The following is a 25,028-nucleotide window of genomic DNA, read 5'->3' on the forward strand; positions in this document are numbered from 1 at the left end:
AAAAAGAACCGTCTGAAATCGGAGTGTAACTTTTTTACACCACTTATTCAGACGGATTTTTGAGTAATAAGTTGTCTTTTTCTACGAAATATTACAAATCATTACGCCTCTTCGTCGTTCAGGGCGTTGATGCTGTAACCGCCGTCAACGTAAGTGATTTCGCCGGTAATGCCTGAAGAGAGTTCGGAGAGCAGGAAGGCGGCGGTGTTGCCGACTTCATCAATGGTTACGTTGCGGCCAAGCGGGTTGTGGGAAGCGACGTGTCCCAAAAGTTTGCTGAAATCGGCGATGCCGGAAGCAGCGAGGGTTTTGATCGGACCGGCGGAAATGCCGTTGCAACGGATGCCTTCTTTGCCCAAGCAGGCGGCGGTAAAGCGGATGCCTGCTTCGAGGCTGGCTTTTGCCATGCCCATGACGTTGTAGTTCGGAATCGCACGAACCGCGCCCAAGTAGCTCAGGGCGACGATGGCGGAGTTTCTGCCGCGCATCATCGGACGGGCGACTTTTGCCAATGCGGGCAGGCTGTATGCGGAAATTTCGTGTGCGGTGTTAAACGCTTCGCGGCTGATGCTGTCGAGGAAGTCGCCGCTCAAGGCTTCTTTCGGTGCGAAGCCGATGGAGTGGACGAGGCCGTCCAAGCCGTCCCAATGTTTGCCCAAATCGACGAAAACTTGGTTGATTTCGTCGTCGCTGGCGACATCGCAGCGGAATACGAGTTCGGAACCCAATTCGGCGGCCATTTTGCGGACGCGCTCTTCCAGTTTGTCGACAACGTAGGTAAACGCCAAATCCGCGCCTTGTTCGCGGCAGGCTTTGGCAATGCCGTAAGCGATGGAACGCTCGGAAATCATGCCGGTGATCAGGATTTTTTTACCTTGCAGAAAACCCATTTTTTGTCCTTTAAAGTGTGGTATTGCGGTTTGATGAAACTGGGCATTATAGCAAACTGGGGCGGTTTCGGTATAGAAAACAAGAGATAACCTGTCGTCCTGACGGAAAACGAAGGTCATCTGAAACCTTTTGAGACGACCTTTGCACGTCAAATCCCTTATAATGCCGCCCATTGTTTTCAACGGAAAAGGTCGTCTGAAATGACTCAAAACGCAAGCAACCTCTGCTGGCTCGATATGGAAATGACCGGGCTTGACCCCGAACGCGAACGCATTATCGAAGTCGCCATGATTATCACCGACTCCGATTTGAACGTCTTGGCGCAGTCCGAAGTTTATGTCGTCCACCAAAGCGACGAACTGCTCGACGGCATGGACGAATGGAACACCGCCACCCACGGTCGTACAGGATTAACCCGGCGCGTGCGCGAATCGCAACTCACCGAAGCGGAAGTGGAGCAGAAACTGCTGGACTTTATCGCGCAATGGATTCCCGAAAAAGCCACGCCTATGTGCGGCAATTCTATCCATCAAGACCGCCGCTTCATGGTCAAATACATGCCGCGCCTCGAAGCGTATTTCCACTACCGCAATCTGGACGTGTCCACCCTGAAAGAACTCGCTAAACGTTGGAATCCGCCCGTTGCCAAAGGCGTGATAAAACGCGGTTCGCATCAGGCTTTGGACGACATTCTCGAAAGCATCGAGGAAATGCGCTACTACCGCGAAAACTTCTTGAAACTGCCTTAAATCCTTGCCAATACAAGCAACAATACAAAAAGGTCGTCTGAAAGCCTTAAACCCATTCTTTCAGACGACCTTTTTACATTTTGAAAGTCTGTGTAGCGCGCTTACGTCAGTCATACACCCTCCCGAAATCTACGCATCTCCTGCCAAATGCTACCGTATCAATGCGGCAAACCGACAAAAATGCCGGTTCCACATTTCAAGATTCTGAACAAACGCTGACACACAATTACAGAAAACAGTATAATACACTACTCAAAATGCCTATTCCGATGCCATGACCATCATTCCCAAACGATTATCGCTGCAAGATATCGTCCCGACAGAACCCCCTTTCGAGGGCAATCTTCGGGACTTTTTGCCTTTGCGGCAAATCATGGAAGACGGGGACGAAAAAGCAGTATACCGTATGTGCGGCATGCTGCTTGGCGGCAAGGAAAACCGCAGGGCATTATCAGGCGTAGAATACATCGCATCCGGAGGGTTTCCGGATACGGCATACAGGTTGCTGCACTGGAGCGACCGTTTCGGGCTGGCTGCCGACAAACTGCTGGCTGCCTACGCAGATTTCGGCGAACGCGGGTTCTCAGCGGCGCAAACCGCACTGATGCGTTATTACGCAGAACGCAACGACCTGCAATTTCTCTATTGGGCACAATGCGCCGCCCCGCAATCCCCTGAAGCGCAATACCTTATCGCGCGGCAGTATGCCCTGGCGGATAATTGGGAAAAGGCGCTAAATTGGTACAACCAGGCAGCCTCCCAGGGCTGGTCGCAGGCATGCCTGCAATTAGGGAAATCCTTCCTTTACGGCTGCGGCGTTTCTGCCGATTCTGCGCAGGCAGAAGTCTATTTGGAATATGCCGCCGAACACGGCTGGGTCGAAGCACAAATCCTGCTGGCAGATTTATTGGCTGCAAAAGGAAACCAAGACGCCCTGTCTTGGTACAGGCTTGCCGCCGTTCAGGGCAATGCGGCGGCACAAACCGCCCTGGCACGGCAATATCTGACCGGCAAGCTGACCGACCGCGACCCGTTACAGGCATTCAAATACGCCAGAACCGCCGCAGACAGGCAGTTTCCGGACGCGTTATGCCTGATGGGCGACCTCTGCCGCTACGGACTGGGCATACGCCCCGACTTATCCGCCGCGCAACAATACTACCGCCACGCCGCCGCATTGGGCAGCATGGCCGCCGTACAGAAGCTGCTCAGCGAGGCCGCCCTGCACCAACCCGAACATTACGAAAAACTCAAATCCGAAGCCTTGCAGCGTCAGGAAACCGAGCAGCTTTGCCGCTCTGCCGCCGCCTGCCTTGACGGCATCGGACAAAAAAAAGACTACGCGCGCGCACGACAGCTTTATCTGGAAGCCGCCGTCTGCAATCATGCCGATGCAGCAGCCGGTTTGGGCAAAATCTATTATCACGGTCTGGGCATTCCTGCCGATGCTGGTTCGGCGGCGTACTGGTTCGGCATAGCGGCGGAACAAAACCATCCTGAAGCGCAATATTATTCGGCATTCCTCCTCTACCACGGACAAGGTACCGCCATGAATGTTCCCGCCGCCTACGATTACCTTCAGGCGGCAGCAGACAACGGATATGGCAACCCGCAGGAACTCAGGGCAATATTGGAGCAATGGCAGTGCGAACGTTGAAGATAAGCCGCCGTTGATTTCCATCCGGCAATAATAAAAGGTCGTCTGAAAAAGTTTTCAGACGACCTTTTGTCTTTTGCCGAACTCTTTTAATCGGATAATTCCGCTTTCGATTCTTTATCTGCTTTCGCCGACCAATAAGATGCAAGCAGCGAGCCGGAAATGTTGTGCCACACGCTGAACAGCGCGCTAGGTACGGCGACGACAGGGGCAGCGGCAAAATGCGCGGCCGCCAATGCCGCACCCAAACCGGAATTCTGCATACCTACTTCGATAGCGAGCGTTTTTTGCGCATCGTACGGCAGCTTGCAGATTTTGGCTGCAAAGAAGCCGAGCAGGTAGCCGATGCCGTTGTGCAATACCACGACACCGAAAATCAACAGCCCGCTCTCAATAATTTTACCTTTGCTCGCGCCGACGACCGCACCGATAATCAACACAATGGCAATCACAGAAACCAAAGGCAAGGCAGCGGTAGCGCGTTCGGTCTGTTTGCGGAACACAGTATGTGCAACCACGCCGAGCGCGATGGGCAGCAACACCATTTGAACAATGGAAACAAACATCGCCTGCGCATTGATGTCGAGCATTTCACCTGCCAAAAGCAGGAAAATAGCAGGCGTCAGCAGCGGAGCCAGCAAGGTGGAAGCCGATGTAACTGCGACGGACAAGGCAACGTTGCCGCGCGCCAAAAAAGTCATCACATTGGAGGCCGTACCACCCGGACAGCAGCCGACCAAAATCACGCCCACGGCAACTTCAGCAGGCAAATTTAACAACTTGACCAAAAAATAGGCAGTCAGCGGCATAATGATAAACTGCGCTGCCACGCCGATAAGGACGGCTTTTGGATGACTGGCGACAATTTTAAAATCTGACGGCGTCAGCGTCAGCCCCATGCCGAACATAATGATGCCCAAAAGCCAAGTGATGTAGGGCAGTACCCACTTGAACAATTCGGGATCGAAGAAAGCAACGGCGGCGCACAATGCCGCCCAAAATGAGAAGGTTTTGCCGACAAAGTGGCTGATTCGTGCAATAGTGTTCATAAATAGTATGTGCGGTACGGTTGATAAGATTATTGATAAGGAGAACAGTGAAATAAAGCAACACACAAACATCAAAATCTGTTTGGCCGTTGATATTTGTTTCACATCCGTCTAAACGCGAAGCATACACGGCTTTGTAACGGGATGTAAAGAAAAGGTCGTCTGAAACGTTTCAGACGACCTTTAATCCATTCTGCCTCACTCAAACAACCTGCCCTGCGCCAGCAACGCCTTCACGGGTGCGAAATCGCGGCGGTGTTCGGGCAGCACGCCGTATTTTTGCAGGGCGGCGAGGTGTTGCGCTGTGCCGTAACCTTTGTGTTTGTCGAAACCGTATTGCGGATAACGTTCGGCAAGCGCATACATTTCGGCATCGCGCGCGGTTTTGGCAAGGACGGAAGCGGCGGAGATTTCGATGATTTTGCTGTCGCCCTTGACGACGGCTTCGGCGGAAATGCCCAAATCTTTCGGAACGCGGTTGCCGTCTATCAATACCTTATCCGGCACGACCGCCAACCCGTGTACGGCACGGCTCATTGCCAGCATGGTGGCGTGCAGGATATTGAGTTCGGCGATTTCTTCGGGCGACGCGGAGGCGACGCTCCACGAAACGGCTTGTTCTTTGATCAACACCGCCAAAGCATCGCGCTTTTTCTCGCTGAGTTTTTTCGAATCGGTCAGGCCAGGCAAGTCGTAACGTTCGGGCAGGATGACGGCGGCGGCAAACACGCTGCCGACCAGCGGCCCGCGCCCTGCTTCGTCCATGCCCGCAAGGAGGATGGGAGACATAGCGTTTCAGTGATAAGGTTCGGTTAACGGGAGAGGTCGTCTGAAAAGGATTTCAGACGACCTTTTGAATGATATGGCGGGTACCGTTGTCATTTCCACCTGCGTGGAAGCAGCGTCGGTCTTGTAGGGTGGTTCAAGCCCGCCCTGCCCTATTTTTATGCTGTGAAACGTTTTCGCGGGCAAAGCCCACGCTACAAAAATGGGCCTGTCAGTTTCGGTCGGACAGACAAGCCATATAGCCGATTCACTTCATCTTTGATACGGCACCTATCGCCCGCCGTCATTCCCGCACAGGCGGGAATCCAGTCCTCAAGTATTCAAAACTATTTAAAGATTGTCATCATTTCAAACTTCTAGATTCCCGCCTGTGCGGGAATGACGGCGCGTGGTTTTCTGATTTGAATTTACTGCAAAACCATCAGATTCAGCCCGCAGGTCGGACATGCTCTTTATCAGGCAATAAGTATCAGAGGTCGTCTGAAAGCGTAGCTTCAACGAAGTGAAAACGAGTGCAGCGGGTTTCGCTAAAAGCCTGCTTCGGACAATACGGCTTCAGCCGCCAACGCATCGGTATCCTTGCGCAGCAACAAATGCAGTTCGCGAAAATCCTGTTTCAGGGCGGCGGCAGCTTCGGGGTGGTCGTACCAATAGGCAACGGCGGCGGCGAGTTTTTCCGGCTCGGCATCGTGTTGCAGAAGCTCCGGCACGGCGGCTTTGTCCAATAGGATATTGGGCAGGCCGACATGCGGCACTTTGACTTTGCGTTTCACATAAAAATAGGTCAGCGGCGAAATTTTGTAGCTGATGACCATCGGCCGTTTGCACAAGGCGACTTCAAGGGTGGCGGTACCGCTGGTTACCAACACGACATCGGCGGCGGTGCAGACGGTATCGGACTGTTTGTCGGTGATGGTAACGGGAATGGCGGAAAATTCGGGCTGCGCCAAAATTTCACCGATACGCCTGCGGGTGGCGGCAGTGGCGGCGGGGAGCAGGAATTGCGCCTGCGAATAGCGTTTGAGCAGCAATAAGGCCGTCTGAAAAAACAAAGGAGCCATATAGTCGATTTCGCTGACACGGCTGCCCGGCAGCAAGGCGAACACGACAGCTTCGTCGGCCACGCCCAACTTGGCGCGCGCGGCAGCACGGTCATCGTCCAGCGGCATGGTCTGCGCCATCGGATGGCCGACAAACTCGGCTTTGCCACCCGCATCGAGGTAAAGCTGCGGCTCCATTGGGAACAGGCACAGCACGCGGTTGACCTGATGCACGATTTTGTTTACCCGTTCGCGCCGCCACGCCCACACCGACGGGCTGACATAATGGACGGTGGGGATGCCCGCCTTTTTGAGTTTTTCCGCCACGCCCAGATTGAAATCGGGCGCGTCGATGCCGACAAAGACATCAGGCTTGATGCGGATGAGGTCGTTCACCAGCCCTTTGCGGATTTTCAGGATTTCGGGCAGGCGTTTGACCACCTCGACAAAGCCGCGCACCGCCAGTTTTTCCTGGTCGTACAGGCTCTCAAACCCTTCCGCCTTCATGCGTTCGCCGCCGATGCCGATGAATTTCGCATCTGGGCGGCGTTGTTTGATGGCGCGGATAAGGTGCGCGCCGAGCAGGTCGCCGGATGCTTCGCCGACGCTGATGGCGATAAGTGGGGAATGGTTCATCATCGTTTTAGGAAAATAGATTGAGGTCGTCTGAAAAGGTTTTCAGACGACCTTATGGAGATTATTCGGCAGGAATCGGCTCAAATTCGGCAGCGGATTGCGGGAACGGTTCGGCAAAATCGGTTGCTGCGGGCGCATCGCTGTCCACCAATTCGTCGATGTCGATATTGTCATCCTCGCCTTGCGGTAATGTCCCGCCGGTTTGGCGGCTGCGCACTTTCATGTAGAGGTCGCGGGTGTAGCTGTATTTGTCGATGGCGGCGTCTTCCAAACCGTCGGTCAGGTCAAGCAGGGCTTCGCGGGTGTTGACGATGTTCAAGCCGGTGGTGCTCCAGCGGCCTGCGGGGGTGTGGAACACAGCGCTTTTGACGGGATAGACGGTGGTAATGGCGTTGCCTGCGGTGTCGCGGACGGTGGAGGGGCCGAGCAGCGGGACGACGAAGTAGTTGCTGTTTTTCCAGCCCCATGTGGCGAAGGTGTCGCCGAGGGTGTTTTTGTTGTCGGGAACGCTGCCTGCGCCTGCGACGTCAATCAGGCCGCCGAGTCCGAAGGTGGTGTTGATGCCGACGCGGACGAGGTCTTCGCTGGCGCGTTTGACATCGAGGCGCAAGACGTTGCTGCCGAAGCTGACGACGTCGCGCAGGTTGTTGAAGAAGTTGCTCACGCCGGTGCGGACGGGCTTGGGCGTTATTTTGCGGTAGCCGCGTGCGACGGGGGCGAGGACGTATTGGTCGGCCTTGTCGTTGAATTTGAAGACGGCGCGGTTGTAGCCTTCGTAAGGGTCGGCGGGGTTGTTCTCGGCAAATGCGGGGGTTGAGGTCAGGCCGATGAGGAATAGGAGTGAAGCGGTGGTTTTTTTCATGGGTTCAACCAGTCTTTGATTTCGTAAAGCTCGGACAGGGTGCGCACGGATTCGGGTATGCCTTGCAGGCTGATTTTCCCGTCCGGGTGGCGCAGTGCGTCAAGCAGCAGGGACACGCAGGCGGAATCGGCGCGTCCGACGCCGCTCAAATCGACCGCGCGGGTGTCTTTCAGACGACATTGCTGCCTGAAGCGGGTAAAGGCGGCGGCGGTCAGGGTTTTGACGGTTACGTCGCCGCTGATGTGCAGCGTACCGTCGCGAAGTTCGGTTTGCATGGCTGTCTTGTCAACTTAATCTTGGATGATAAAACCTGAAGGTCATGGTGTGCGAAAGCCATGTCGTCTGAAAACGGACGGCATGGCTTGTCTTTGCATTATTTGCTGCCGTTTTTGGCTTTCAGCTCGGCAATCAGTCCGTCTACGCCTTTGGCTTTGATGGTTTCGCCGAATTGGTTGCGGTACACGGTTACCAGGCTCGCGCCTTCGATGGCGACGTTGTAGGCACGGTATTTGTTGCCGCTTTGGTAGGTGGTGAAGTCCATGTTGACGGGTTTTTGACCGGGTACGCTGACTTCGGCGCGGACGATGATTTCTTTGCCGCCTTTATTGACAACGGGATTGTCTTTGACGTTGACGCTGGCGTTTTTGAATTTCAACATGGTGCCGGAGTAGGTGCGGATCAGCAGGGTTTGAAATTCTTTGGTCAACGCTTGTTTTTGCGCGTCAGACGCGGTACGCCAAGGGTTACCGACTGCCAGCGCGGTCATGCGTTGGAAATCGAAATAGGGAATCGCGTAGGCTTCGGCTTTGTGGCGGGCGGTGTTGGCATCGCCGCTTTTTAAGATGCTCAATACTTGAGTGGCGTTTTGACGGATTTGGTTCACTGCGTCGGCAGGGGCGGCAACCGCCATGCTGATGCTCAAGATGCCGATGCTCAGTGCGCTGATGAAAGAGGTTTTTTTCATGATTAAGTGTCCTAGTATCAATATGATGGTGTACGTTTATTCGGTGGTTTTTGCTGCATCGTTGCCGCCCGCCGCGTTTTTCTCGGCGAAGCTGGTCATGAATTTACCGATCAGGTTTTCCAGAACCATGGCGGAGCTGGTAACGGAAATGGTATCGCCCGCAGTGAGGGGCTCCGTGTCGCCGCCTTGTTGCAGTCCGATATATTGTTCGCCCAACAGGCCGGAGGTTAGGATTTGCGCGGAAACGTCGCTGCTGAACTGATATTTGCTGTCCAAATCGAGGCGGACTTTCGCCTGATAGGATTTCGGGTCAAGCTCGATGGATCCGACGCGTCCGACCAATACGCCCGCGGATTTGATCGGCGCGTTGGCCTTCAAGCCGCCGATGTCGCTGAAATCGGCATATACGGTATAAGTCTTGCCGGAATTGCCGAACGCCGCGCCGCCCGCCACGCGGAAAGCGAGAAAACCGACCGCTGCCACGCCGAGCAGGACAAACAGTCCGACCCAAAATTCCAATACATTCTTTTTCATTAAAGTTCCTTGAATATCCAATGTTCTTTGTTTCGTTTTCAGACGACCTGTCATTCCGTAAACATCAATGCGGTCAACACAAAGTCAATCGCCAAAATCGTCAGGGCGGACGAAACCACCGTGCGCGTGCTGGCGCGCAAAATGCCTTCCGAGGTCGGGACGCAGTGGAAGCCCTGATGTACGGCAATCAGCGTTACCGCCACGCCGAACGCGGCGGATTTGATCAGACCGTTGATTACGTCGTAATGGATCGTGATGTTGTTCTGCATTTGCGACCAGAAAATGCCGCTGTCCAAGCCCAGCCAGGTTACGCCGACCAAATACGCGCCGTAAATCCCCGCCACGTTGAAAATCGAAGCCAAAAGCGGCATGGAAAACACGCCCGCCCAAAAGCGTGGCGCAACCACGCGGGCGACAGGGTTTACCGCCATCACGTTCATCGCTTCGAGCTGTTCGGTCGTTTTCATCAAACCGATTTCGCTGGTCATCGCACCGCCCGCGCTGCTGGCAAACAGAATCGCCGCCAACACCGGACCCAGTTCACGCAACAGTGAAGCCGCGACCATATAGCCCAAAATATCGGCGGATTTGAATTTCGACAACTGCGTATAGCCCTGCAAACCCAAAACCATGCCGACGAACAGCCCTGAAACGGCAACAATCAACACCGACAGCACGCCGGCAAAATACACTTGGCGCACGCTCAGGCGCGGACGGACGAAAGCCGTACCGGATTTCGCCAGAATGTTCAGCAGAAACAGCGTAATACTGCCGAGAGATTGAATAAAGCCGAGGGTTTTCGCCCCGACGGAACGGATAAAATTCATAGGTTTCCATTACGGATTAACGGGTTTCAGACGACCTTTTAGGATGATGATGGGTCGTCTGAAAAATGATTTCGGCTTCAGGCAACAACGGTACAGACGTTTCAGATGAGGTCTGCAAACCGAGGTCGTCTGAAAACTACCCAAGCAAATCTTGCTGCAACGACGTTTGCGCCGGGTAGCGGTATGCGACGGGGCCGTCTGCCAGTCCGCCGACAAACTGGCGCACCCAAGGCGAATCCAGTTCGCGCATTTCCTGCGGCGAGCCGGAGAACATAATTTCGCCGTGCGCCAAGAAAATCACTTGATCGACGATTTCCAAAGATTTTTCAATGTCGTGCGTTACCATAATGCTGGTCGAACGCAAAGCCTTGTTGACGCGGCTGATCAAGTGGGCAATCACGCCCAAGGAAATCGGGTCGAGGCCGGTAAACGGCTCGTCGTACAACATGATTTCAGGGTCGAGCGCGATCGTGCGGGCAAGCGCGACGCGGCGCGACATCCCGCCAGAGAGTTCAGACGGCATCAGATTTTCCACTCCGCGCAGACCGACCGCGTTCAATTTCAACAAAACCAAATCGCGGATAACCGCTTCCGGCAAGCGCGTCAGTTCTCGCATCGGAAAAGCGATATTGTCGAATACTGACAAATCGGTAAACAGCGCGCCATGCTGGAACAACACGCCCATGCGGCGGCGGTGTTCATACAGTTCGTCAGCCGAAAAGCCCGCCAAATCACGTCCTTCAATCAAAACCTTACCCGACTGCGGATGAATCTGACCCGTAATCAGCCGCATCAGCGTGGTTTTGCCGCTGCCCGAACCGCCCATCACGGCGGCGAAGTTTCCTTGGGGAATGCTGAAATTGATATTGTTCAGAATCGGACGGTCGCCATACGTGAAGGCAACGTCTTTCATTTCGATGAAGGGTACGGAACTCATGAAAGGGAAGATAAGGCGGGATGTATTTTAATTACTTGCATTGTAAAGCTTATCAAGGTGTCGGGCAATTTTCAGACGACCTTATCAAGAAAACGTCTGTTAAGAAGCGTGAAAATCATGTGTTTGGCAGAAATTTTAAGACCATTGGAATGGTTAAGATTGAAGTCTTGCAACCTGTTGTCTTCATTTCAGAACGGGGCGCGTTACAGAACTTAATAATCCTAAACATACCGTTTTCGCCGGCGCGTGAAGTTTTAAATTTATGACAAAATTTGTAGGCAAAGACACAACATTCTACAAACAAAACTTACATTTCAAATCAATTTGTGAAAGTCCTCCCATCCAAAACAAACCGGCCTGCCTGCAAAACAAACTTTGTTTCACAGGCAGACCGATAATTGACTGCGTCAATTAAGCAGCGATTTTTTCGCACTCTTTGATGCAGGCAAGGCAAGACTCATAGCATTGTTTACATTCTGCGTGGTGGCCTGCGTGTTGTTTGCACGCTGCGGCACATTGTTTGCACGCCTCAACACAGACTTTTGCCAAAGATGGGGTCAGCGGAGAGTTTTGGGCGGCAAGGTTTTGCAGCGCGCCGCACAATGCCAGCATTTGGTTGACACCTGTTGCGCAATCTTTCATGGAAGTATCGCCTTGGCTCAGCAGTCTGATGCAGTGTGCCAAACAGATTTGACCTGCTTCAACACAGTGGGCAGCCGCTTTTCTGGCTGCTTCATAGGTTTTGGACGCAGCAGCAGGGGCAGCGTGGGAATGGCCTTTATGGTCATGATGTCCGTGGGCGCGGGCGAATGAAGCGGCGGCTGCCAAAGAAACGGCTGTACCACCCAAGAATTGACGACGGTTCATACTGTATTTCCTTATGTAATCATTGATATGAAGTGAAACATAACGAATCGCTAAAATCGAAGACAGCAGCTTTCTGCGCATCATTGATGTCGTCTGAAATCAGCCGTTTATGAAATTTTGAGCGATTGAACTACACTTACCGCCGCAATCCTATCATTCAACGGTTCGACAGACAATAAATCGAAAGTCGAAAATATACTTAATGAAGTATAAAAAAGTGAAGCCTCCATATATTCCAAACTATAAAAAAACCCGCCAACGATGTGGCAGGCTTTTTTAACAGAATGAATTATTTGTCCGAATTATTTTGACGACGTAAAATAGCCGGAATTTCAAAATCGTCCAAAACAGATTGATTACTGAAATCTGCGGCAGTCAAATTCATTGAGCGGATGCCTCTGTTGGTACGAACCAAGCCATCGACATTACCAGCCTGCACAGGCTGAGCTACTTCGGCATTTCCGCTAACCAATTTTTGTGTACGGACTGCCGCACGCATTTGGTTTTCGCTGCCGTTTTCTTTCAAACCGGTCGCAATAATGGTTACGCGGATAGCGTCTTCGCCCATATTGTCGTCTTCGGCAGTACCATATTTGCATTCTGCTTCAGGATGCGCATTCTCGTTAACCACTTTCATGATTTCACGATATTCGGACATTTTCAGGCAATCCGGAGCGGTAGTGATGTTCACCAATACGCCGCGCGCGCCATCCAAAGTCACATTATCCAGCAATGGGCTGGAAATCGCTTGTTCGGTTGCCAAACGGGCGCGGTCGATGCCTTGAGCAAAACCGGAACCCATCATGGCGATACCTTTGATACCCATTACGTTTTTAACGTCGGCGAAGTCAAGGTTGATGAACCCGGGACGGGTAACTACTTCGGAAATACCGGCTACGGCATCGCGCAGGACGTTGTCCGCCGCACGGAACGCTTCACGCATAGTGACGTCTTCGCCCAATGCAGTCATCAGCTTGTCGTTCGGGATGATGATCAATGAATCGACCTGGCCTTTGAGCTGTTCCAAACCTTCTTGGGCGATGTGTACGCGTTTGCCTTCGTAGCCGAACGGACGGGTAACGACCGCAACGGTCAGGATACCCATTTCTTTGGCAATCTCGGCAACCACAGGAGCCGCACCAGTACCGGTACCGCCACCCATACCGGTGGTGATGAACAACATATTCGCGCCGCGAATAGCATCTTCGATGGCTTCGCGATCTTCTTGTGCCGCAGCACGGCCGATTTCAGGATTGGCACCCGCACCCAAACCACGGGTCAGATTAGTACCCAATTGGATGCGTTTGGCCGCATTATTTTTACCTAAAGATTGCGCATCAGTATTGGCACTAATAAATTCAACACCTTGGATGATGTTGGCAATCATATTATTGATAGCGTTGCAACCGCCGCCACCCAAGCCGATTACTTTAATGACCGCAGGGCTTGCGGCTGATTCAGCTACGTCGTAAACAAATTCCATTCAAATGACTCCTGCGCGCCCTGCATCGAGGACGGTCCAAAAATTAGATATTATCCGTATTATATAAGAAGTCTTCAGACACTGGCAAAATACTTCTTATTCATTCACCATTACCGTTATTTTTTTACTACATTTTTTAACGAAAGCATACAGGTTCTTAATTATTGCAAGTAGTTTCATTCCGCCCCAACAGCAACTCATTTTCCCTGTAAGCAAGTAACGGAACAATCAGAAATTGTCTTTAACGAATTTCATCAATCTTGCCCACAAACTGATTTTTTCAGCCTGGTCATGAACTACGATAGCGCCGGTCACCGGTGCGCCGTCCTCCTCTCCCCTTGCCGCCTGCAAAAGACCGATGGCGGTTGAGTAGCGCGGATTGCGGATTCGTTCGGATACGCCGCCCATTTCCTGAGGTACGCCGATGCGTGCAGGCAGGCCGAACACTTCTTCGGCAAGCTCAACGATGCCGGTCAGCATAGATGCGCCGCCAGTCAGAACGATGCCTGATGTGAGAACTTCTTCAGGGAAGCCGGAACGGCGCAATTCGTTAAGGGTCAGCTCTAAGATTTCTTCGACGCGCGGACCGATGACGCTTGCCAAAACGCGGCGGGAAATCTGGCGGGGTTGGCGGTCGCCGACGCTGGGAACTTCGACCATTTCGTCCAAGCCGTCCATATCGGGAATCGCTACGCCGTAGTGGATTTTGATGTATTCGGCAGCGCTGTGCGGGGTGCGCAGTGCTTGTGCCAAATCTTTGGTAATCAAATCGCCCGCCACGGGAATCACTGCAGTATGGCGGATGGCGCCGTTGGTATAAACGGCAATATCGGTCGTACCGCCGCCGATGTCGATGACGCATACGCCCAAATCTTTTTCGTCTTCAGTCAAAACAGCCTGACCGCTCGCTAAAGGCTGAAGCATGATTTGGTCCATTTGCAAACCGCAACGATGGATACATTTTTGGATGTTTTGCAGGGCGGTATTGGCACCGGTAATGATATGTACGCGGGTATCGAGTCGGACGCCGCTCATACCGATAGGCTCTTTGACGCCGGGCTGGTTGTCGATGATGTATTCTTGCACCACGGTATGCAGGATATTGTGATCCGGCGGGATGTTGATGGCTTTGGCGGTTTCGATGGCGCGGTCGATGTCGGCTTGCGAAACTTCGCCGTCTTTGATTTTGACAACCCCTTGCGAATTCAAGCTGCGGATATGGTTACCCGCGATACCGGTCGTAACGTGGCTGATTTTGGTGTCCGCCATCAATTCGGCTTCATTGACTGCCTGCTGAATGGCTTGGGCCGTCGCGTCAATGTTGGTTACCATGCCTGCTTTAAGGCCGCGAGACGGTGCCTGTCCGAGTCCGACGATGTGGATTTCGTTGTCGTCTTGTACTTCGCCAATCAGGGCGATGACTTTGGATGTGCCGATATCGAGGGCACTGATATATTTACCTTGTTGTTCCATTATATTTGCTCGTTATTTCGCTGGAGTTATAACTATTTGTCTGTATTGGCAATAGTTTGCTTCACGCCGTTTGCTTGGCTTTAGTCGTCTGAAACATTTTCAGATGGCGTCTCTGATGTGTAACGCACGGAAAATCCGTCTTTATACCGCATATCAACGTAGGATAACCGATTTTGATTTTTACGCAACAGCGTCGGCCAAATTTCAGCGAAAAGCTGTAAGCGTTTGATTTCGTTTTCCCTTCCCAGTCTGACGGTAATCCCGTTGTCCAAGACCACCAACCAGGCGGAGCGCGGCGTATAAATCAGTTCTTTAATCGCCAGATTTTGCCGGCGGAGGATGCCGGAAAATTCTTCGTAGTGTTTGACCATGTCTTTGCCCGTACCCGGCTGTCCTTCAAAGATTGGCAGCTTGGCTTTGAGCTGGGCGTCAAACACATTGCCTTTGGAATCGACCAAACCGCCGCTGCGCCAATGGGCGACAGGCACACGCTCGGTCAAATGGATTTCGACGGTATCGGGGAAGCGGCGGCGCACCATGGCGGAATCCACCCACGGCAGCTTTTGAAAGGCTGCCTGAATACCGTCCAAATCGGCACGGAAAATATTGCTGTGCGTGTGCTGTTGAGCGGCGCGCTGAAGTTCCTTCCCGTCCGAATAGGTCAGTTTGCCCTGTATGGACACTTGTTTGACGGGAAAATGATTGGAGTTGTATAGCCAGGCTATGCAGGTGCCGATGAGCAGCAATGCCATCAGCAGCAACAGCCAGCGGGTCAGCCGACCCAGTGCGCTTGCGTCATCCCACATGTGCGGTTTTCAGAATTTCAATGCATAAATCGGCAAAATCCACGCCGGTATGGGCGGCAGATTTCGGTACTAAACTGTGGCTCGTCATGCCGGGCAGCGTGTTGATTTCCAAGAGGTACAGCTTACCGTCGGTATCTTTGAGGAAATCGACGCGCACACACCCATCTGCCCCGATTGCCTGCGCCCCGCGGACTGCCAGGGAACGCATCAGGTTTTCTTCAGCCTCGCTCAAGTCTTCGGACGGACATTGATAAACAGTGTCGTCACGGTTGTATTTGGCTTCGTAGTCGTAAAACTCGGTCGCGGGGATGATGTGTATGCTGGGCAGGCCTTTGCCGTTCAAGACGGGGCAGGAATATTCGCCGCCACCGATAAATCGCTCGGCAATGATTTCGCCTTGAAGGTGTTTCAATTCTTCGTAAACGCTTTTCAGACGACCTTTTTCTTTGACTTTCACAACACCGACGCTACTGCCTTCGGCTGCCGGTTTAACGAACATGGGCAAGCCGAGTTGCTGTTCGACGGCATCGAAATCGGAATCTTCGTGCAAAACGGCAAACTCGGGAACGGGCAGCCCCAAAGCTTGCCAAATCAGTTTGCAGCGGTATTTGTCCATGCCGATGGCTGAAGCGGCGACACCGCTGCCGGTATAAGGAATGCCCAACAATTCCAACGCACCCTGAACGGCACCGTCTTCGCCGTAAGTACCGTGGAGGATATTGAAAGCAGTTTGGAAACCTTGGGTTTTCAATTCCGCCAAGGGCGTTTCTTTAGGGTCGAAGGCGTGTGCGTCTATGCCTTTGCTTTTTAAGGCATTCAAAATGGCGGAACCGCTATCCAGCGAAATTTCGCGTTCGCTGGAAAAGCCGCCCATCAATACGGCTACTTTGCCCAAATTCTGCATTGTTTTTGTTCTTTCTTGATTACTTCATTTTTTGATACAGGTCGTCTGAAAACGAATCGGGTTTTCAGACGACCTTAATCTTGCTTGCCCACCCGATGGGACATCGCTTCATCGGGCGGCTATCGCGGTATCACGATAAAATTTCCGCCTCAGGCTTTTTCGACAACTCCAGCATCGCGGCAGGAACGCGGTTGATGCTGCCCGCACCCATATTCAACACGATGTCGCCGTCCTGTAAAACGTTCAACAGCATTTCAGGCAAGTCGGCGACGTTTTCGCAGTAAATCGGCTCGAGTTTGCCCAATACGCGGATGGCGCGGGCAAGGGCGCGGGAGTCGGCGGCGGCAATCGGCTCTTCGCCGGCGGCATAAACTTCGGTCAACACCAGCGCGTCAACGGTATTGAGGACTTTGGTGAAGTCTTCGAACAAATCGCGTGTGCGGGTATATCGGTGCGGCTGGAAGGCGAGCACCAAACGTTTTTCCGGATACGCGCCGCGTGCGGCGGATAGGGTTGCCGCCATTTCGACAGGATGGTGTCCGTAATCGTCCACCAACAGCGCGGTTCCGCCGTTGGGCAGCTTGATGTCGCCGTATTTTTGGAAGCGGCGGCCGACGCCTTCAAAACCGAGCAAGCCGCGCTGAATCGCCTCGACGGATGCGCCGACTTCCAGCGCCACGCCGATGGCTGCCAAAGCATTGAGGACGTTGTGTCTACCGGGCATGTTCAACACGACTTCAAACGGCGCCTGCTCATGTCCTTTCATTTGAACATGAACGGTAAACTTCATTTGCGCGCCGACGCTTTCGATGTCGGTCGCGTAAATATCGGCGGCATCGTCCAAGCCGTAAGTCGCGTAGGGTTTGCTCACTTTGGGCAAAATCGCGCGGACGTGTTCGCTGTCGATACACAAAAACGCTTTGCCGTAGAACGGCATACGGTGGATAAAATCGACAAACGCCTGATGCAGTTTTTCGACGCTGTGTCCGTAGGTATCCATGTGGTCTTCGTCGATATTGGTGACGACGGACATAATCGGAGTCAGATGCAGGAAGGACGCATCGGACTCGTCGGCTTCGGCGACGATGTATTCGCCTTTGCCCAAACGGGCGTTGGTACCTGCGGCATTGAGTTTACCGCCGATAACGAAAGTGGGGTCGAGACCTGCCGCGCCGAGGATGGACGCAGTCAGGCTGGTGGTCGTGGTTTTGCCGTGCGTACCGGCAATGGCGATGCCGTCACGGAAGCGCATCAGTTCCGCCAGCATCAGGGCGCGCGGAATGACGGGGATTTGCTGCTCCAGAGCAGCGACGACTTCGGGATTGTCTTTTTTGACGGCGGTAGAGGTTACGACAACATCCGCACCGTTAACATGTTCGGCGGTATGACCGGGATAAACTTGAATACCCAAGCTGCTCAAATGCTCGGTCACCGCATTTCTCGCCTGATCCGAACCGGAAACTTTAAAGCCCAAATTGTGTAAGACTTCGGCAATACCGCTCATGCCGACGCCGCCGATACCGACAAAATGGATGTTGGTGACTCGATTTTTCATCATGATGTTGCGTTCCGGTGGATTTTCGATGCGTAAAGGCGTTATTTTAAAGGGCTATCCGCTTCTGCGCCATAGTTTTCTTGTAAATTAAAGATGTTTCGGCATACAGGATTTCACATTGGTGGCAATATGGGTAAAAAAGAGGTTTCGTTCAGCGGCGAATTACCCATTTTTAAACTCGACTTCAGCTACCAAAATACCAGCAAAAACATAATATAAGGTCGTCTGAAAACCGTTTTCAGACGACCTCTCGTTTATCAACTTGACGGCACTTGTATCCTCATCAAGCGCATATCCAATTTGCACCGTCCCCACGCGGTCGCATATACAAGGCGCAAGAGCCACGGATAACGCGGTTTGCAGACGCTGCTCAAGCCCGCTTCTTCAATGATTTCCACACCCGATATCAGGCGTCGGATGTCGTCCGTTCCGCTTATCGCCCAGCGGAACTCGGGCGGCTTGTCCATTTTGCCGAGCGCGTCGTGGCGTTTGCTTTGTCCGATGTAGATTTTGGGAATGGTGTCGAAGGCAAGTTGGGCATGCGGCAGGCAGCGGGCAACCTGTTTGAAAAAGTCCTGCACTTGCGTCTCTTCGAAATACATCAACACGCCTTCGATCACGAGCAACACGGGTTTTCCGTGCGCGGCAACGGTGTTCATCCACGCTTCGTCGAACATGGACGCGCCCAGATAATGATTGTCCGACTCGGGCAGCAGCATACGCCGCACTTCAATCACTTCCGGCAAATCCAAATCATACCAGGCGGTAATGCGCGGCTTACCCAAGCGTTCGTAACGCGCATCCAGCCCCGCGCCGATTTGCACGACGACGGCATCGGGATGTTCGGCGATAAAGTGCCGGGTCATATCGTCCAACAGCTTCGCCCGACCGCAACAGCCGACCTGCGATGCTTTGGCTTTGGCAAACTTGCCGAAGTCGTAGTCAATCTTGTCCAACATCCGCACGGCTTCGTCATCACGCAAAAGCGGCTGCGCCCTACCCTGCTCTACGGCCTTTGCCCACAGGGGAATCAGCATAGTACTGGACAGGACGGAAACGGTTTCGGGAGAGATTTTTGCAGACATGGCAACCTCCAATGAGAGAAATTCCTATTTACATCATACTCCCGCACAATACGGCTGCCAAGTTGCAAAAAGGTCGTCTGAAACCGATTTCTTGGTTTTCAGACGACCTCTGTTTCATTCATCACATCATGTCATCATGCCGTACATGCGATGGCGGCTTCCGCTACATCGTCCGCGCTGTGCGGCAGTGCCAATGTGCGGGCGTTTTCCGCCCATTTGAGGCATTTTTCGCGGTTTAAGCCGCCGAGGATTTCGGCGAGTTTTTCCGCTGTCAGCTGGGTTTGCGGCAACAACAATCCTGCTTCTGCCTGCACCATAAAACGCGCATTGGCGGTTTGATGGTCATCGACAGCGTAAGGATACGGCACCAGCAGCGCACCCAACCCCGCCGCCGTCAACTCGGCAATCGTCAGCGCGCCGGCACGGCAAATCACCAAGTCGGCATCGCGGTAGGCGGACACCATGTCGGTAATAAATTCCACGCATTCGGCTTTCACGCCCAGCGCGTCGTAATCCGCCTGCAAGCTGCCCAGCTTGCCCCGACCCGATTGGTGATACATCTGCGGGCGCGCATCGTCGGGCAGCAAAGCCAAAGCCTGCGGTACGGTTTTGTTCAAAACGTCTGCACCCAAACTGCCGCCGACCACCAATATTTTCAGACGACCTTCACGCCCTTGGAAGCGTTCGGCAGGCGCAGGCAGATTGGCAATATCGGCGCGGACGGGGTTGCCGACCAGGCCGCCTTCGTGGCTGAACGCTTTCGGAAAAGCGTACAACACCCGCTTCGCCCAGCGCGACAGTTGGCGGTTGGACAAACCTGCCACGGCGTTTTGCTCGTGAATCACAATCGGCACGCCGCACAGTTTCGCCGCCAAGCCGCCGGGAAAGGTAACGAAGCCGCCGAAACCGATGACGCACTCGACGCGGTGTTTCCGGATAATCCGCTGCGCTTCGCGGACGGTTTTATACAAAGTAAACGGCAGCATCAGCTTGCGTTTGATGCCGTTGCCGCGCACGCCTTTAATCGCCAGCGTTTCGAGCAGGATGTCGTATTGCGGTACGATGCGCTCCTCCATCGAGCCTTCGCTGCCCAGCCAAATCACATGATGGCCGCGCGCGCGCAATGAATCCGCCACCGCCAGCGCAGGGAAAATATGGCCGCCGGTACCGCCCGCCATCAGCATGAAAGTTTTACCGCCCATGATTTACTCCACTTGGTAACCGCGCATTTTTTTGCGGTTTTCATAATCGACGCGCAACAATAAGGTAACGCACACCAGCATAACGGCAACCGCCGAACCGCCGTAAGACATCAACGGCAAAGTCAGGCCTTTGGTGGGCAGGATACCGATGTTGACGCCGATATTGAAGAAACTTTGAATCCCTATCCAAATACCGATGCCGTTGGCGACATACGCGCTGAACGTCAGTCCGGAATCACGCGCCTGCTTGCCGATGGAGAATGCGCGCATCACCAGCCAGCCGTAGCAGAACACCAAAATACACATCCCCACAAACCCGAATTCCTCGCCGATGACGGCAAAGATAAAGTCGGTATGCGCCTCGGGCAGGTAGAAGCGTTTTTCCAAACTCGCGCCCAAGCCCTGACCGAACCATTCGCCGCGCGCAATCGCCATCAACGAATGCGTCAACTGATAACCTTTGCCCAAAGGGTCGCCCCAAGGGTCCAAGAATGCCGACACGCGCGCCATACGGTAGGGTGCCGCCAAAATCATTACGCCCATTCCCCCAGCACACTCAGTACCAAGACGGCAAAATATTTCCACGGGAAACCCGCCAAAAACAGCATACCCATCGTAATCGACACAATCACGACAAACGAGCCGAAGTCAGGTTGCGCCATCACAAAAACCAAACCCAGCGCAATCATCACGATAGGCAGCAGGATATTTTTAAACTTCTTCAGCTTCTGCCAAGTTTTCTGACGCGCTTCCTTGCTGAACGGGCACATAAAAGCATTGAACAAACCGACAAACAGCGGCTTCAAACCCAAAGAGTCCATACTGCGCAAAACTTCCTCACGCCGCGTGAACAGGCTGGACAAATACAGAACCGTCGCCAGCTTGAACAACTCGGTCGGCTGAAGATTGAGCGGTCCGATATGTATCCAACGCGTCGCCCCGTTGATTTCACGGCCGACAAACAACACGACCACCAGCAAAATCGCGGAAAAAGCAAAATAAAACGGAATGATTTTCCGCCAAAAGCTCATGCTCAACAGCGACAGCCCGAGGCAGCCCAATACGCTCGCCCCGACAAACATCGCCTGCTTGCTGACAAAAGAAAACTGATTGCCGCCTTCGGACGCAGCATAAGCAATCGACGCAGAATAAATCATCACCAAACTGAAGGCGGTCATCAAAACGACCATCCACAACAGTGACACATCGAATTTCCGACCGTCCAAAGAAATCGGGCGGTCGAGAAGTTTGGAAAGACTAATCATGAAAAACATCCGTATGGGGGCAGACGGAAAAATCTGCCCCGAAACAACCAGAACAAAGCGTTTCAGACGACCCTCCGCCTAATCGGGACATCGAAGGTCGTCTGAAAAAATAGCGTGAATCAGAAAAACGTCATTCTAAAGGTTTCTTGGCAAAGCAACAATTCGGATTCTTTAAAGACAGTCGGATTCCGGCGTTCTTTGCGCCCTACCCTACCCATCACACACGCAAAAAAGGTCGTCTGAAAACGCTTTTATGTTTTCAGACGACCTTATCTCAATCTTTTCCTCAAGCAAACAGACCGCTTCTTATCCAATGCAAACCCTAAACCAACTGCGGTATTTCCGCCCACGGCTGTATCTGTTCCAATTGCGCGGCAAGGCGGAGCAGCGTGTCTTCGCGCCCGTGTGCGGCGGCGAACTGAGTGCCGACGGGCAATCCGTTATGCCGGTAAAGCGGCACGCTCATAGCGGGGTTGCCGCTCATGTTCAGCGGCGACGTATAGCCGACGTATTGCAGCGCGGCGGCGGCTTCTTTTTCCAAAAACGGGTTGTTTTTCAACAGAAAACCCAAGCGCAGCGTGCCGAACAGCAGGCGCATGGCTTTTTGTGCGGCGGGCGGCGGCATCATCTCGCCGATTTTCGGCGTGGTTCGCGGGCAGACGGGCGTCATCAACACGTCGTAGCGCGTAAAAAATGCTTTGGCGGCACGCTCCTGCGCCAGCATCACATCGCGCGCCCAAGCCATTTCGCCCGCGCTGATTTGCCGCCCCTGCACAATCATTGCCCACGTTGTCGGCTCAAGCAGGCGGTGCGGCAGTTTTTGTCCGGTTTCGTATTGATATTGGTAGAACAGTTTTGCCGTTTCGCCCATAACGATGACGCGGGCGGCGCGGTTGAGCTGTTCGGGCGGTGCAAAATCGGGCGTGGCTTCTTCCAATTCGTGTCCCGCATCTTGCATCAGTTTCAAACTATGGGCGAACGCGGCTTCCGTGCCTTCATCGTTGCCACCGCCAAACCATGTCTGTTTCCAAAAAGCGATTTTCAGACGACCTGTTTCTAGTTTCAGGCTGTCTACAAAACCGTTTTCGGGCGGCGGCGGGCAGGCATACAGGGCGCGCTCTTGGGTTTGGGCGGCGATGTCCAGCAAAACCGCGCTGTCGCGTACGCTGCGGGTCAACACATGATCGCATACCAAGCCTTGCCACGCTTCCGATGCGTTCGGCGCGTAACTGCTGCGGCCGCGCGTGGGTTTCAGCCCGAACACGCCGCAGTTGTGCGCGGGTAAGCGGATAGAGCCGCCGCCGTCGCTGCCGTGCGCTGCGGGGACGACGCCCGAAGCCACTGCCGCCGCCGCACCTCCGCTGCTGCCGCCTGCGGTGTAATCCAAATGCCACGGATTGCGCGTGATGCCGTAAATTTCGGTTTCGGTAACGGCATACGCGCCCCATTCGGGCGTGGTGGTTTTGCCGAATACGCGCAGCCCCGCATCGAGATAGGCTTGGGTTAAATCGCTGTTTTGCTTGGCAATGTAATGCTGCATCATGCGCGAACCCGACCATGTCGGCGCGCCTTCCCAATCCGCCAGCAGGTCTTTGAGCAAAAACGGCACGCCCGCCAGCGGCGTATCGACATTTTCAGACGACCCCTGCCACGCCGCCGCGCGTTCGCGCAAATCGTGCGCCAACAGATTGAGCTTGGGGTTGACTTCGTCCAAGCGGTTTAAAGCAGCCTGCAACACTTCATCGGCGGACACTTCTTTTTTGCGGATCAGCTCTGCCAAACCGACGGCATCGTAACGGATGTAGTCTTGAAAATTCATGGGTTTTCCTTTCGGATTGATGAACACACGTTTTTTCGGTCAGGCATGGCTGCCCGCCGCCTCGCCGTTTGCCCGCATAGGCAATTTTTAAGAAACAGTCACACCGGATAAAGGCAAAGAACAAGTTTGCCGTTGCTGTAAAAAGGTCGTCTGAAACCGCCTTGACGTTTTCAGACGACCTTTGAGGCGATGGCGCACAAGGTTTACGGCAAAAACAACCCTCTTTTCATGTTTCATACGACCTCACAAAGCCTTAAACGCTTCGATAAACACTTCCGAACGGTGTGCATAGCCTTTAAACATATCGAAGCTCGCGCAGGCGGGGCTGAGCAGCACGATATCGCCCGCTTCGGCTTGGGCGTATGCCGTCTGGACGGCTTCTTCCAAAGTGGCGCAGTCGGTCATATTCAGACCGCAGCCGTCCAAATCGCGGCGGATTTGCGGCGCATCGACGCCGATCAGGAACACGCCTTTTGCCTTGCCGGCAAGCGCGTCGCGCAGGGGCGTGAAGTCCTGCCCTTTACCCATGCCGCCCAAAATGACGAAGAGCGGATTTTGCAAACCGGCAATCGCGGCGGCGGTCGCGCCAACGTTCGTGCCTTTGCTGTCGTCGATGAATACCACGCCGTTTTTTTCGCCGATTTTTTCCACGCGGTGCGGCAGGCCTTGGAAGGTTTTGACGTGTTCGAGCAATGCTTCGCGCGGCAAACCGACGGCTTCGCACAAGGCGACGGCAGCCATAACGTTGGCGGCGTTGTGCAGGCCTTGCAGCGGGATGTCTTGCGTGGCAATCAAATCCTCATTGCCTTGTTTCAGACGACCTGTCTCGCGTTCCAACCAAAAATCGGCTTCGTGTTCCAACGAAAACCATTTTACCTCGCGCCCGGCACGCTTCATGGCTCGGCAGAACACGTCGTCTGAATTCAAAACCTGCACGCCACCGCCACGGAAAATCTTGGCTTTGGTATGCGCGTAGTCGAGCAAATCGTCGTAGCGGTCGAGATGGTCTTCGGAAATGTTCAGCACCGTCGCCGCAGTCGGGCGGAGGCTTTCGGTGTTTTCCAGTTGGAAGCTGGAAAGCTCCAACACCCACACGTCCGCCTTTTTGCCTTCGCGCTGCAATTCCGCCTCCAAAACCGGCGTGCCGATATTGCCCGCGATAACGGTATCCAGCCCGCACTTGATGCAGAGATAGCCGACCAGGCTCGTTACCGTCGTTTTGCCGTTGCTGCCGGTAATCGCGATTACCTTGTCGCCGCGGCGGTTTACAATGTCCGCCAGCAATTCGATGTCGCCCAACACGCGCCCGCCGTTTTGCTTGAACGCCTCAATATCCGGCTGACGCTCGCTGATGCCTGGACTGAGCGCCAGAATATCGAAACCGTTGTCCAGCGCATCTTTCAGACGACCCGTGTAAAACACCAGCCCGTCAAACATCTTACCGATTTGCGACACGCGCTCCGGTTTCAGCTCCGCATCATAAGCGGCAACCTCCGCGCCGTTTTTGCGCAGGTAGGCAATCATGGAAATGCCCGTACCGCCGAGTCCGGCGACGAGGATTTTTTTGTTTTGAAAAGTCATTTTGGTTTTATCCTAAAACAAATCATATGAAGCAGGAGGATGTCCGCCCCCTGCTC

23 protein-coding genes and 1 pseudogene are annotated in these 25,028 nt (G+C 53.7%); 3 read left to right on the forward strand and 21 right to left on the reverse strand.

Annotated features, from left to right (window positions below):
* Window positions 1-101: 101 nt before the first annotated feature.
* Window positions 102-890, reverse strand: coding sequence for an enoyl-[acyl-carrier-protein] reductase FabI (locus NM96_10415; protein ID AVR79675.1), 789 nt, complete (start codon window positions 888-890; stop codon window positions 102-104).
* A 201-nt stretch (window positions 891-1,091) separates the two neighbouring features.
* Between NM96_10415 and NM96_10420 the strand changes: the two genes are divergently transcribed.
* Window positions 1,092-1,640, forward strand: coding sequence for an oligoribonuclease (locus NM96_10420; protein AVR79676.1), 549 nt, complete (start codon window positions 1,092-1,094; stop codon window positions 1,638-1,640).
* Window positions 1,641-1,914: 274 nt separating this feature from the next.
* Complete coding sequence (locus tag NM96_10425; protein ID AVR79677.1) at window positions 1,915-3,297, forward strand: sel1 repeat family protein; 1,383 nt, start codon at window positions 1,915-1,917, stop codon at window positions 3,295-3,297.
* A gap of 89 nt (window positions 3,298-3,386) precedes the next feature.
* On the opposite strand, the gene NM96_10430 is transcribed toward NM96_10425, so the two are convergent.
* The 9 genes from NM96_10430 to NM96_10470 all read right to left on the reverse strand — a co-directional run bounded on the left by NM96_10430 (window position 3,387) and on the right by NM96_10470 (window position 10,932).
* Window positions 3,387-4,346: a bile acid:sodium symporter family protein gene (locus tag NM96_10430; protein AVR79678.1), complete on the reverse strand. Its 960-nt coding sequence runs from the start codon at window positions 4,344-4,346 to the stop codon at window positions 3,387-3,389.
* A gap of 198 nt (window positions 4,347-4,544) precedes the next feature.
* Window positions 4,545-5,135: a ribonuclease HII gene (locus NM96_10435; GenBank protein AVR79679.1), complete on the reverse strand. Its 591-nt coding sequence runs from the start codon at window positions 5,133-5,135 to the stop codon at window positions 4,545-4,547.
* Between the two features lie 524 nt (window positions 5,136-5,659).
* Window positions 5,660-6,811 carry a lipid-A-disaccharide synthase gene (locus tag NM96_10440; GenBank protein AVR79680.1) on the reverse strand — a complete coding sequence of 384 codons (1,152 nt, stop codon included), beginning with the start codon at window positions 6,809-6,811 and terminating at the stop codon, window positions 5,660-5,662.
* A gap of 58 nt (window positions 6,812-6,869) precedes the next feature.
* The gene (locus NM96_10445; GenBank protein ID AVR79681.1) at window positions 6,870-7,670 is read right to left on the reverse strand and encodes an ABC transporter; all 801 of its coding nucleotides are present in this window, start codon (window positions 7,668-7,670) and stop codon (window positions 6,870-6,872) included.
* Complete coding sequence (locus NM96_10450; protein ID AVR79682.1) at window positions 7,667-7,945, reverse strand: sulfate transporter; 279 nt, start codon at window positions 7,943-7,945, stop codon at window positions 7,667-7,669. Before NM96_10450 ends, NM96_10445 begins: the two co-directional genes overlap by 4 nt.
* A 98-nt stretch (window positions 7,946-8,043) precedes the next feature.
* Window positions 8,044-8,634, reverse strand: a complete 591-nt coding sequence (locus NM96_10455; GenBank protein AVR79683.1) for a phospholipid-binding protein MlaC — start codon at window positions 8,632-8,634, stop codon at window positions 8,044-8,046.
* Window positions 8,635-8,670: 36 nt separating this feature from the next.
* Window positions 8,671-9,237, reverse strand: coding sequence for an outer membrane lipid asymmetry maintenance protein MlaD (gene mlaD, locus NM96_10460; GenBank protein AVR79684.1), 567 nt, complete (start codon window positions 9,235-9,237; stop codon window positions 8,671-8,673).
* A complete protein-coding gene (locus NM96_10465) occupies window positions 9,219-9,995 on the reverse strand; it encodes an ABC transporter permease (GenBank protein ID AVR79685.1) in 777 nt (258 codons plus the stop codon). Before NM96_10465 ends, mlaD begins: the two co-directional genes overlap by 19 nt.
* Window positions 9,996-10,131: 136 nt before the next feature.
* On the reverse strand, window positions 10,132-10,932 hold the full coding sequence (locus NM96_10470; GenBank protein AVR79686.1) for an ABC transporter ATP-binding protein: 801 nt from the start codon (window positions 10,930-10,932) through the stop codon (window positions 10,132-10,134).
* 20 nt (window positions 10,933-10,952) lie between these two features.
* Between NM96_10470 and NM96_10475 the strand changes: the two genes are divergently transcribed.
* Window positions 10,953-11,198, forward strand: a complete 246-nt coding sequence (locus tag NM96_10475) for a tryptophan biosynthesis protein trpCF (GenBank protein ID AVR79687.1) — start codon at window positions 10,953-10,955, stop codon at window positions 11,196-11,198.
* 145 nt (window positions 11,199-11,343) lie between these two features.
* Here the strand turns inward: NM96_10475 and NM96_10480 are convergent, their stop codons facing one another.
* The 11 genes and pseudogenes from NM96_10480 to NM96_10530 all read right to left on the reverse strand — a co-directional run bounded on the left by NM96_10480 (window position 11,344) and on the right by NM96_10530 (window position 24,972).
* Window positions 11,344-11,799 (reverse strand): four-helix bundle copper-binding protein, encoded by a 456-nt coding sequence (locus NM96_10480; protein ID AVR79688.1) that lies wholly within the window; start codon window positions 11,797-11,799, stop codon window positions 11,344-11,346.
* 289 nt (window positions 11,800-12,088) lie between these two features.
* On the reverse strand, window positions 12,089-13,282 hold the full coding sequence (locus NM96_10485; GenBank protein AVR79689.1) for a cell division protein FtsZ: 1,194 nt from the start codon (window positions 13,280-13,282) through the stop codon (window positions 12,089-12,091).
* Window positions 13,283-13,510: 228 nt separating this feature from the next.
* Complete coding sequence (gene ftsA / locus NM96_10490) at window positions 13,511-14,755, reverse strand: cell division protein FtsA (GenBank protein ID AVR79690.1); 1,245 nt, start codon at window positions 14,753-14,755, stop codon at window positions 13,511-13,513.
* Window positions 14,756-14,835: 80 nt separating this feature from the next.
* Window positions 14,836-15,561, reverse strand: a complete 726-nt coding sequence (locus tag NM96_10495) for a cell division protein FtsQ/DivIB (protein ID AVR79691.1) — start codon at window positions 15,559-15,561, stop codon at window positions 14,836-14,838.
* Window positions 15,551-16,465: a D-alanine--D-alanine ligase gene (locus tag NM96_10500; protein ID AVR79692.1), complete on the reverse strand. Its 915-nt coding sequence runs from the start codon at window positions 16,463-16,465 to the stop codon at window positions 15,551-15,553. The genes NM96_10495 and NM96_10500 overlap by 11 nt, the downstream gene beginning before the upstream one ends.
* 130 nt (window positions 16,466-16,595) lie before the next feature.
* On the reverse strand, window positions 16,596-18,020 hold the full coding sequence (locus NM96_10505) for a UDP-N-acetylmuramate--L-alanine ligase (protein AVR79693.1): 1,425 nt from the start codon (window positions 18,018-18,020) through the stop codon (window positions 16,596-16,598).
* Window positions 18,021-18,277: 257 nt separating this feature from the next.
* Window positions 18,278-19,105, reverse strand: a complete 828-nt coding sequence (locus NM96_10510; protein ID AVR79694.1) for a class I SAM-dependent methyltransferase — start codon at window positions 19,103-19,105, stop codon at window positions 18,278-18,280.
* Between the two features lie 134 nt (window positions 19,106-19,239).
* The gene (gene murG / locus NM96_10515) at window positions 19,240-20,307 is read right to left on the reverse strand and encodes an undecaprenyldiphospho-muramoylpentapeptide beta-N-acetylglucosaminyltransferase (GenBank protein ID AVR79695.1); all 1,068 of its coding nucleotides are present in this window, start codon (window positions 20,305-20,307) and stop codon (window positions 19,240-19,242) included.
* Between the two features lie 3 nt (window positions 20,308-20,310).
* Window positions 20,311-21,572, reverse strand: a pseudogene (locus NM96_10520) (cell division protein FtsW).
* Between the two features lie 322 nt (window positions 21,573-21,894).
* The gene (locus NM96_10525; protein ID AVR79696.1) at window positions 21,895-23,391 is read right to left on the reverse strand and encodes an amidase; all 1,497 of its coding nucleotides are present in this window, start codon (window positions 23,389-23,391) and stop codon (window positions 21,895-21,897) included.
* Window positions 23,392-23,634: 243 nt separating this feature from the next.
* Entirely contained in the window at window positions 23,635-24,972 is a 1,338-nt protein-coding gene (locus NM96_10530; GenBank protein ID AVR79697.1) for a UDP-N-acetylmuramoyl-L-alanine--D-glutamate ligase, read from the reverse strand.
* Between the last annotated feature and the right edge of the window lie 56 nt (window positions 24,973-25,028).

The sequence above is a fragment of the Neisseria mucosa genome, assembly GCA_003028315.1.
GTDB classification, from domain to species: Bacteria; Pseudomonadota; Gammaproteobacteria; order Burkholderiales; family Neisseriaceae; genus Neisseria; species Neisseria mucosa.

Coding starts and splice junctions, on each gene's coding strand:
- ftsA (AVR79690.1), bottom strand. CDS start 14,755: ATGGAACAACAAGGTAAATATATCAGTGCCCTCGATATCGGCACATCC.
- NM96_10475 (AVR79687.1), top strand. CDS start 10,953: ATGTATTTTAATTACTTGCATTGTAAAGCTTATCAAGGTGTCGGGCAA.
- NM96_10420 (AVR79676.1), top strand. CDS start 1,092: ATGACTCAAAACGCAAGCAACCTCTGCTGGCTCGATATGGAAATGACC.
- NM96_10505 (AVR79693.1), bottom strand. CDS start 18,020: ATGAAAAATCGAGTCACCAACATCCATTTTGTCGGTATCGGCGGCGTC.
- NM96_10450 (AVR79682.1), bottom strand. CDS start 7,945: ATGCAAACCGAACTTCGCGACGGTACGCTGCACATCAGCGGCGACGTA.
- NM96_10530 (AVR79697.1), bottom strand. CDS start 24,972: ATGACTTTTCAAAACAAAAAAATCCTCGTCGCCGGACTCGGCGGTACG.
- NM96_10445 (AVR79681.1), bottom strand. CDS start 7,670: ATGAAAAAAACCACCGCTTCACTCCTATTCCTCATCGGCCTGACCTCA.
- NM96_10495 (AVR79691.1), bottom strand. CDS start 15,561: ATGTGGGATGACGCAAGCGCACTGGGTCGGCTGACCCGCTGGCTGTTG.
- NM96_10415 (AVR79675.1), bottom strand. CDS start 890: ATGGGTTTTCTGCAAGGTAAAAAAATCCTGATCACCGGCATGATTTCC.
- murG (AVR79695.1), bottom strand. CDS start 20,307: ATGGGCGGTAAAACTTTCATGCTGATGGCGGGCGGTACCGGCGGCCAT.
- NM96_10455 (AVR79683.1), bottom strand. CDS start 8,634: ATGAAAAAAACCTCTTTCATCAGCGCACTGAGCATCGGCATCTTGAGC.
- NM96_10510 (AVR79694.1), bottom strand. CDS start 19,105: ATGTCTGCAAAAATCTCTCCCGAAACCGTTTCCGTCCTGTCCAGTACT.
- NM96_10470 (AVR79686.1), bottom strand. CDS start 10,932: ATGAGTTCCGTACCCTTCATCGAAATGAAAGACGTTGCCTTCACGTAT.
- NM96_10485 (AVR79689.1), bottom strand. CDS start 13,282: ATGGAATTTGTTTACGACGTAGCTGAATCAGCCGCAAGCCCTGCGGTC.
- NM96_10430 (AVR79678.1), bottom strand. CDS start 4,346: ATGAACACTATTGCACGAATCAGCCACTTTGTCGGCAAAACCTTCTCA.
- NM96_10525 (AVR79696.1), bottom strand. CDS start 23,391: ATGAATTTTCAAGACTACATCCGTTACGATGCCGTCGGTTTGGCAGAG.
- NM96_10435 (AVR79679.1), bottom strand. CDS start 5,135: ATGTCTCCCATCCTCCTTGCGGGCATGGACGAAGCAGGGCGCGGGCCG.
- NM96_10500 (AVR79692.1), bottom strand. CDS start 16,465: ATGCAGAATTTGGGCAAAGTAGCCGTATTGATGGGCGGCTTTTCCAGC.
- NM96_10440 (AVR79680.1), bottom strand. CDS start 6,811: ATGATGAACCATTCCCCACTTATCGCCATCAGCGTCGGCGAAGCATCC.
- NM96_10465 (AVR79685.1), bottom strand. CDS start 9,995: ATGAATTTTATCCGTTCCGTCGGGGCGAAAACCCTCGGCTTTATTCAA.
- NM96_10425 (AVR79677.1), top strand. CDS start 1,915: ATGACCATCATTCCCAAACGATTATCGCTGCAAGATATCGTCCCGACA.
- NM96_10480 (AVR79688.1), bottom strand. CDS start 11,799: ATGAACCGTCGTCAATTCTTGGGTGGTACAGCCGTTTCTTTGGCAGCC.